At 49.3% G+C, this 8,391-nt stretch carries 4 protein-coding genes and 1 pseudogene; 1 reads left to right on the plus strand and 4 read right to left on the minus strand.

Annotated elements, in window-relative coordinates; genetic code table 11:
• Positions 1–167: 167 nt before the first annotated feature.
• The 4 genes from F452_RS0110115 to F452_RS0110130 form a co-directional block, all read right to left on the minus strand.
• The gene (locus F452_RS0110115; RefSeq protein ID WP_018966080.1) at positions 168–1,520 is read right to left on the minus strand and encodes a DUF2130 domain-containing protein; all 1,353 of its coding nucleotides are present in this window, start codon (positions 1,518–1,520) and stop codon (positions 168–170) included.
• Positions 1,521–1,569: 49 nt separating this feature from the next.
• A complete protein-coding gene (locus F452_RS0110120; RefSeq protein ID WP_018966081.1) occupies positions 1,570–2,217 on the minus strand; it encodes a hypothetical protein in 648 nt (215 codons plus the stop codon).
• Positions 2,218–2,313: 96 nt separating this feature from the next.
• The gene (locus F452_RS0110125; protein WP_394358168.1) at positions 2,314–4,440 is read right to left on the minus strand and encodes a M3 family metallopeptidase; all 2,127 of its coding nucleotides are present in this window, start codon (positions 4,438–4,440) and stop codon (positions 2,314–2,316) included.
• A gap of 38 nt (positions 4,441–4,478) precedes the next feature.
• The gene (locus tag F452_RS0110130; RefSeq protein ID WP_018966083.1) at positions 4,479–6,602 is read right to left on the minus strand and encodes a tetratricopeptide repeat protein; all 2,124 of its coding nucleotides are present in this window, start codon (positions 6,600–6,602) and stop codon (positions 4,479–4,481) included.
• A 638-nt stretch (positions 6,603–7,240) separates the two neighbouring features.
• On the opposite strand from F452_RS0110130, the pseudogene F452_RS13570 reads away from it, so the two are divergent.
• A pseudogene (locus F452_RS13570) lies at positions 7,241–8,184 on the plus strand (IS256 family transposase, variant Zn-binding type).
• Positions 8,185–8,391 lie beyond the last annotated feature (207 nt).

Consider the following 8,391-nt stretch of genomic DNA (forward strand, 5'->3'; position numbering starts at 1 on the left):
AAGCCGGGAGCCGGTTCGGTTGGTTTAGTTGCCATGTTGATACAGTTAATTATGTGTAAATATGCTATTTATCAGTGATATATACAACAAACACAACCCCTAAAAGACGAAAAGTGCCGTGCAATGGTCTCAAAATAACGGATTTCGACAGCCTCCTCCTTTTTCGTTTATTCATCGGCAAGACGGGCTTCTTCGAACTTTGCTTTCATCGTGGGATTGCCTCGTGTCAGCTTCTTGATGGTGAGGGCTTCGGCCTTGTCGTTCGCAAGGCGGAGGTTGTACTCGCTGCCGACCAAGGCTTCTTTGATTTTATTCAGGTGCTGTATGGACTTGTCGATCTCATCGATAGCCGTTTTGAATCGTTCGCTGGCAAGACGATAGTTTTTGCCGAATCTCTCCCGAAAATCTTCGAGCTGACTCTCGAAATTCGAAACGTCGATGGATTGTTTCTGTGCGATGGCAAGCTGCTGTCTGTACCCCAGACTCTTTTTAGACGTCTGCACAAGGAGGGTTATCATCGGAATGAAGAACTGCGGACGAATCACATACATCTTATCGTATCTGTAGGACATATCCACAATACCGCCGTTGTACAATTCGTTGTCCGGCTCCAGCAGAGAGAGGAGTACGGCAAATTCACAACCTTTGGCCCGGCGGTCAGCATCCAGTTTCTTGAGGAAGTCTTCGTTCTTATGCTTCGTGGCTGTCTCATCGGCTTCGTTCTTCATCTCGAACATGATGGATATGTATTCGGTACCATCTTCGCCGAAATCACGAAAGATAAAGTCCCCTTTCGTACCTCCCGATGCATCATTATCCTTCTCGAAATAGGCATGAGGCATCATGGGGCGGAGCATTTGATTGAACTGGGTGGAGCAGTGAATCTCTAAGGTCTCCCCGATCATCTTCGTAGACATGCGAGCTTTCAGATCTTTATAATAGTCTACCTCTTCCTGCTTCAGTTTCAGACGGGCTTCATACCGGTCTTTGAGTGCATTCTCTTGGATAGTCGCATTTTGCTTGTCCAGCTCTGCCGAAGCTTTCAGTCGGGCTATCTCCGCTTCTTTGGATTTGATACCCTCTTGTGCTTTCTGTTGTTCTTTGAGAACGGCGATCTCCAAGGCACTGTCTTTGTCCCTGATCGTGGATTTCAGATTGCTGATTTCTTTCTCTTTGTCTGCGATGGCGAGGCTTAACTCGGACTGCTTTTTCTGTTCGACGACGTTCAGTTCCGATTGCAGGCGAACCAGCTCGGCATCTTTTTGTGCAATGGCAGCCTGCCAGTCCTTCTCCATCCGAATCTGCTCCTCTGCCTTTTTGTTCAGTTCCTGCTGATACTTGTTCAGGGCATTTGCTTCTATCACCTGCTGCTCGGTCCGATGTTGCTTGTGGAGATCAGCGATTCGACGCTCCATTTCGGCTTCGAATTCTGTATTTCGCACTTGACTGACGATCGAAGCATAGTCCGCTTCATCTACGGTAAAGAAGCTACCGCAATTGGGGCATTTCAGTTCCTTCATGGCTTTTTCATCATTTCGGTATTAAATCTTTATATCGGTCGCTAAAGTTTTATGCCTTTGCATGTCGGGAGGATGCCAAAGCCAAGATCAGTCCGAGAGCGATGGACAAGAGCGCAGCCACAAAGACGCGGTACTCGGACGGAAGTAAAAAGGTGACCGTATGTGCCGGTATCCAGAAGAAAGGAATGGTCTTGCCAACGACAAAGGTCATAAAACGATTCCAATCCACCCGTTCAACGGCTAAGCGAATGCTTCCTCCCAGGCCTTTGGCTTTGTTCTCCAGATACGTGTCGCAGATGCGGTGAGCAGCCATGAAAGCCGGCCCGAATGTGAGATTCATGGCCGAAGAAATAAGGAAGGCTGTATAGACCGAACTGTCGATGTCGGGGAGTAGTCCTCTTGCGATGATACCGCGTATGCCGGCTTCATACAACCCAAAATTGAAGACGATGAGTATGCCGACGATGCCCCATATAGCAATACGCGCCCAGAGATAAGAGGGACAGGTATATCGTTTGGCTTTGATCCGTCCGGCCACTACTTCACCGATGGTAGCCAAGATGGCAAACTTCAGGAAACCGATATAATAAGGATAATGGCGGCTGAGGGAATTGAATGTTTCCGATGTCGAAGGGGAAAGCATAAGCCCCAGCATCAGGATAATGATCAGAAGGATGAGTAGATCTCCTTTTTTCATTGTAGCAGTTTAGTATTTGGCTTAGGGATGAAAAGAAAGAGGCTGTGCTTTCGTTTGGCTTTGGGACCTGAAAGCACAGCCTCATCTATCGCTGTATTACATGAGACCGCGGGCACGGAGCAAATCCTTGATATCAGGTTTTTGCAGACCGGTGAATGCGGTGAAGATCGTATTGAAATCCTGCGTATTGCCACGCGAAAGAATCATATCGCGAAGGCGTTGTCCATTTTGGGAAGTCATGCCACCGTTTTGTAGCATCCATTGGTAAACGTTGTTATCCAGCACTTCACTCCACAGATAAGCATAGTAACCGGAGGCATAGCCGTTGCTCCAGATATGGCGGAAATAAGAGGAGCGATAACGAGGAGGTATCTGCAGATTGTAGAGACCGACCTTGCGCAGAGCTTCTTCTTCAAACTTGGCTACATCGGTAATGGCTTCCGCCTCTTCGACCGTGAGCGTATGCCATGCCTGATCGAGGCTTACGGCTGCAAGATTCTCTCCCAGAGAATAAGCTTGATTGAAGTCGCTCGCATCCTGAATCTTCTTCACCAGTTCGGCCGGCATCGGCTCTTGCGTCTTCCAATGCTTGGCGTAGTTGGCAAAGACTTCCGGATCCATAGCCCAATGCTCGTTGAGCTGAGAGGGCATCTCTACGAAGTCACGCGCGACATTCGTGCCGGAAAGCAAAGGGTACTGCTGAGCAGCAAACATACCGTGCAGGGCATGGCCGAATTCGTGGAAGAGAGTGGTCACCTCATCATAGTTGATGAGAGAGGGCCGACCATCCACGCCCTTGGCATAGTTGCAAACGTTGTAAATCACGGGCTTTTGGTTCAGCAGGTAGCTCTGGTCTACCCAATTGCTCATCCATGCACCTCCGCTCTTGGTCGGACGACGATAGAGGTCGGTGTAGAAGAGTGCAAGCTGGTTGCCGTCGCGATCGATAACGTCGTATACACGCACGTCTTCAGCATAGACGGGCAGGTCGGTACGCTCTTTGAATGTGAGACCGTAGAGTTTGTTGGCGGCAAAGAATACTCCATTCTTGAGGACACTGTCCGTCACAAAGTACTGCTTCACTTCGTTCTCGTCAAGACCGAATTTTTCCTTGCGGAGCTTGTCGGCATAGTAGTTCCAGTCAGCAGCCGTGAGGTCTCCTTCAAAACCCTTGGAGCGGGCGTAAGCCTGGAGTTCAGCAGCGTCCTTCTGCGCTTGTGGAGCATAGGGCGTAGCTATCGACCTGACAAAAGCGAGCACCGTCTCGGGATTTTTGGCCATTTGATCCTGAAGCTTCCACGCAGCATAATTAGGGAAGCCGAGAAGGCGAGCCTTTTGTGCACGAAGCTTAGCCAAACGAAGTACGATGGACTGCGTGTCATGGGCACCGCCTTTGTCCGTACGATGGATGGAAGCCTCCAAGACGCGCTGGCGAATTGTACGATCGTTCAGCACAGAGAGATAATCCTGCTGTGTGGTATTGGTGATATTCAGCAGATATTTGCCTTCGTGTCCGGCAGCCTTAGCATCGTTTGCAGCCTTCGCTATCTCGGTCTCGCTGAGGCCATCGAGAGAGTCCTTGCTACCTACGACTACAGCTGCGACATTGGTGGCAGCGATCAGCTTATTGCCGAATTCGGTAGTCAGCGAGGCCTCTTCCTTGTTGAGCTCCATGAGCTTGGCCTTGTCCTCGGCACTCAGGTTGGCTCCGGCACGAACAAAGGCGTCGTAATACTCTTGGATCAGCTTTTGTCCTTCGGGTTCGATGGCCGATTTGTCACTTTCGTAGACGGCTTTTACCCGTTGGAAAAGTTTGTCGTTAAGATAGATGGCATCCCTGTGTGCAGCCAAAAGAGGCGACACTTTCTCTTCGATTTTCTGCAGTTCGTCGTTCGTATTCGCACCCGTGAGACCGAAGAAGACGTTGGAAATGCGCCTAAGCGTCTGTCCCGAACGCTCCATGGCGACAAGCGTATTCTCGAAAGTGGGATCTTCGGAGTTGTTCACGATCGAATCGATCTCGGCCAACTGTTGCTCCATACCGGCTTCGAAAGCAGGCATGAAGTGTTCGGTTTTGATTTTGTCGAATTCGGGTGCTTCCATGAAGAGAGCACTGGTCTGCAGCAGGGGATTGTCGGAGAGGTTGGCATCTCCTTTACGGCTGCCGCTACATGCTGTGAGCATTGCCATAATACTGATTGCAAAAACGATTTTTTTAGTCATTGATTGGGGGTTTGTGAGATGAAACATTAGTAATTCCCTTAGTTCGGGTGCAGCCTCAGTACTTCCGGAATAAGCCTGATAACGGTGTCCTCGATACCGGCCTTTAGAAGAACCGGTATGTCCATTGTATAGGCTGCGAGAAATTCATCTTTCCCGCCCGGAGTGAGCTTCAATCCCGCAAGATAGTGTTCGATCGCATCAGGGATCCGCCCCATGGCCAGAACTGTATGCCCGGCATTGAGCCGATCTGTGAAAGTCGAGAGAGGGTCGGACTCCAATAATGTACGGTAATAATCAGCGGCGCGTTCATACTGGCCGGTGAGGAAGAGACACCAAGCGATGGGACGGCGAGCCTTCGACGCATCGTCCACGCTGAACTCATATCGGAAGAAGCATTGGAGAGCTTCGTCGTATCGGCTGTCCTCTACGAGTGCATTCCCGCGCTGTAGGAGCAGAGTCGCTTCGTGAGGATTGCGCTCGAATAGGCGTGCATATATTTCGGCTGCTTGGGCCGGACGACGTAGCTGTCGGTAGCAGTGCGCCATGCGCTTGAGCAGCCATTCGTTCTCAGTATCGATCAGTTCGGCACGCGAATATGCAGCCAGAGCTTGGGAGAAAAGCCCCTGCTGCTGGAGGGAAAAACCGAGCTTTTGGTGCAGGGTGGTATCTGTGGCTCCCTCTTCTCCTTCGGCCAAATCGGCCAACAGCTTTGCCGCTCGATCATAATGCTTGCGGCGGAAGAGAAATTCAGCCGTATGCAAAAGTGTATCACGTTTATAGAGATAGCGATCAAGCAGAGGCAGATCCGGTGCAATGGATGAGAGGAAAATATCATCGAATTCATTCTTCCGTTCACACACCTTATAGAATCTGTACAAATCCTGTAGATAGCCCTTGATGGCTGCATCCAATTTGCCGGTCTTGCCGGTCGGCACATCCTGCTTCATCTGCTCTTTGAGTACATCCAGCTCACCTCCTACAGCTCCCATGGCCGAACCACGAAGAGCGGCGGGGATGCTTTCCATAGAAACGATGAAAGAATAGCGGTCGGAGTTGCAGAGTTGGGGACCTATCGTCTCCACCAGCTGCTTAAGAACAGCATTTTCTTCGAGTAACGGGGCTATCCGACTGTGGGTTGCATCAAAAGGTAGAAACCAATTATGCATCTCGCGGAAAAAGCTACTACCCTTCAAGTTCATGAATGAAGAGTGCATCACGTCGGCCCCTTCGAGCTGCAATTCGGAGAACTCCCTGATCTTTTCTCCCAAACCACTCTTCTCCAGCTCCTCCATCCACTCCGGATTGGCCGTCTCCTGCATGGACTCGGTATCTCCCATGCCGAATTTACGCAGGTCGGGGGCTATCTTCTGCATATCGCTGAAAAGCTCGGTTTGCAGATGCTTGGTGATCGACTCCGTTTCGCAGGCAAAAAGGAAACGGATCGAAAGCATCTCAAGAGCAGATTCCAAAGGGATTTGTTCATTGACAGCTTCCAAGCGCGATGCGATCTCATTATAATAGAGTCGAGCGTGGTGGGGATAAGAACGAATGGTGAGTACGACACCGACCAACAGACGAGCGCGATAGTCGGCCGTAGTGTCGGGGCGCGCAAGTTCTTCAAGCAGGAAGTAGAGCTTCTTTGAGTGCCACTGCTGTTGCAGAGCCATTGTCAAAGCCGAGGCGGCAACAAGGCGAATGTATTCGCCGGCATGCGAGAGGGCTGCCGTCTCTTCGTCCGTCAGCTCATCGGCCGTCCAAAGGCTGTCGAATATAAGCCTCACCAATTCGTCGAATTGCTTGCGGACAGTGCTTACCTCGGCCTGCTCCAAGAGAGTCACAAGGCTTTCGAAGCCTATACTGCGACGGTAGCGAAGACGATCATAGAAAAGCCCTGTAGCCTGTGCCACCACAGATTCGCGATGCACTTCGGCCGCCAGGCCCATGAGTTTACGTTTCAGATAGAGGAGCATCTCGGCTTGCTTTTCGTCCTTCACGCCTTGGGCAAAGTAGGACAAGAGCTGCCGATAAACATTCTCCAGATCGTCAATGCGTGCGAGGAAATGCGATTGCTGCGGGGATACCGATGCACGAACGAGACCGAATGCCTCGCTGAGCAGTCCGTCCCCGACAGCCTGATATATTTTTTGTAATTGCTGAGTCACTGCTGTTTTGTTGGGTCTATTGTTTTTGGCTCATCCGCTGTGGACAAATGTACGAATAACTCCTATGCGACAAATTTCTCACGCCAAAACCTCTTCCCCTCTTCGATACAACAAGCCCGCAAGTTCGTTTGTTGAACCGGCCCAACCACCTGTTCAGGCCTAAATCATCTCAAATCCTTTGATTAATGCGTTCTTCTTTAAACAAATCAAGTAGGAGTTGCTGTTTGAGGAAAATGCAAAACACAGGTAACGCTCATCTCGAATCTATTGTCGATGGTATACAGAAGCTGCGGGAGCTTGTCGATTTCCAGCATAATCCTGAGCATAATGTTCATCTAAAAACTACATCGACCATATACGCCAGCGTAATTCTCCTATGAGGATCTCTTTTCTCATACAAAAGGTTTATCTGACTAATAAACGACAAGGAAAAATTGAGGTCTATGGGTCAAATTGCAGGCTGCGCCCCCTCTCAAAACCTTTGTATATAAGGGCTAGAAGGCAATTGAACGGATTCAATACAAAATCGGCGATTGAAAAGTCTCTATAGGTCAAATTGCAGGCTGTAATATACTTACAAGGCCGATAAACACTTACCTTGAGGGCATTTCAAAAGCGATAAAGAGCCCTTACAATGAATAAAAAAGTGCCCCTGCTGTCAGTCTCTACAGACAAAGCGTAACGGCATCCGCCATGGTCGCCAACTCTACAAATGCACTCACTGTGGCTATCAATTTCGTACGACAAACAGAATCTCTCTTGACGAACTATGGGAGCGTTATTTGGAACACAAGCAAACAATCTCAGAGCTTGCAGCTTACTACCAAGTCAGTGCATCTACTATTAAACGACGCCTATCAGAAGTGCAGCAAGTTTGGGAACAGCCGCTTCTGGAGCAAGCAGGATTTGTGCATATCGATGCTACGTATTGGGGACGCGGTGCAGGTATTCTCTTAGCGATAGATCACCACACAGCTCGCCCTTTGTATCTTGAGTTCATCCGCAACGAGTGTGCTCAAGACTATAGACGAGCTTTAGAAAGTATCTCCCGACGAGGTTATATTATTCGCGGTGTTGTGGTCGATGGCACCCGTACGCTCTTCTCTCTTTCGCTGAATATCCCTGTGCAGATGTGCCAGTATCATATGCGGCAGATTATTTCTCGCCACTTAACCAAACGCCCAAAGTTTTGGCTTCAAGGGACTTACTGCTACTTATAGACAGCCTATCCAACCAAACATACGAAGGGTTTAACCAAGCCTTTCAAGCATGGAAGAGCAAGTGGCATGACACCATTATGAGACGTTCCTTGCTCAAATCAGGCAAAAGTCGTTACCGACATCGTAAGCTGCGCTCCGCTATACATAGTATTGAGTTTTATCTCCCATACCTCTTCACTTACCAACAATCACAATGCATAGGGATGCCCAATACCAACAACAAAATAGAGGGGACGTTCTCCGCTCTCAAACGCAAGATAAACTGCCATAGTGGTATGTCTGCAGCTAATCGACAGCGGTTGATTTGTGGGTTTTTCTTGGCATGGAAAGCCTCTCTATGCAATGTAAAACAGGAGCCATAGCATTGCTCCTGACTCCTGTTGCGACATTGCATCTCATCCCTTGTGGTCTATTCCTCATCGAGTTGCTCACCGGCAGTGATCGACCATGCTTCGAACAATCTTATAAAGATAGGAAGATAGCCCAACATACACCTAAAACAGTAGCCTGCAATTTGACCCATAGAACCACAACATGAAAATAATAGCCTGCAATTTGACCCATAGACC

This window comes from Porphyromonas gulae DSM 15663 (genome assembly GCF_000378065.1).
Classification (GTDB): domain Bacteria; phylum Bacteroidota; class Bacteroidia; order Bacteroidales; family Porphyromonadaceae; genus Porphyromonas; species Porphyromonas gulae.

What these genes read in the sequence shown, in the direction of transcription:
- F452_RS0110115 (WP_018966080.1), bottom strand. Translation starts at nt 1,520, where the DNA reads ATGAAGGAACTGAAATGCCCCAATTGCGGTAGCTTCTTTACCGTAGAT.
- F452_RS0110125 (WP_394358168.1), bottom strand. Translation starts at nt 4,440, where the DNA reads ATGACTAAAAAAATCGTTTTTGCAATCAGTATTATGGCAATGCTCACA.
- F452_RS0110120 (WP_018966081.1), bottom strand. Translation starts at nt 2,217, where the DNA reads ATGAAAAAAGGAGATCTACTCATCCTTCTGATCATTATCCTGATGCTG.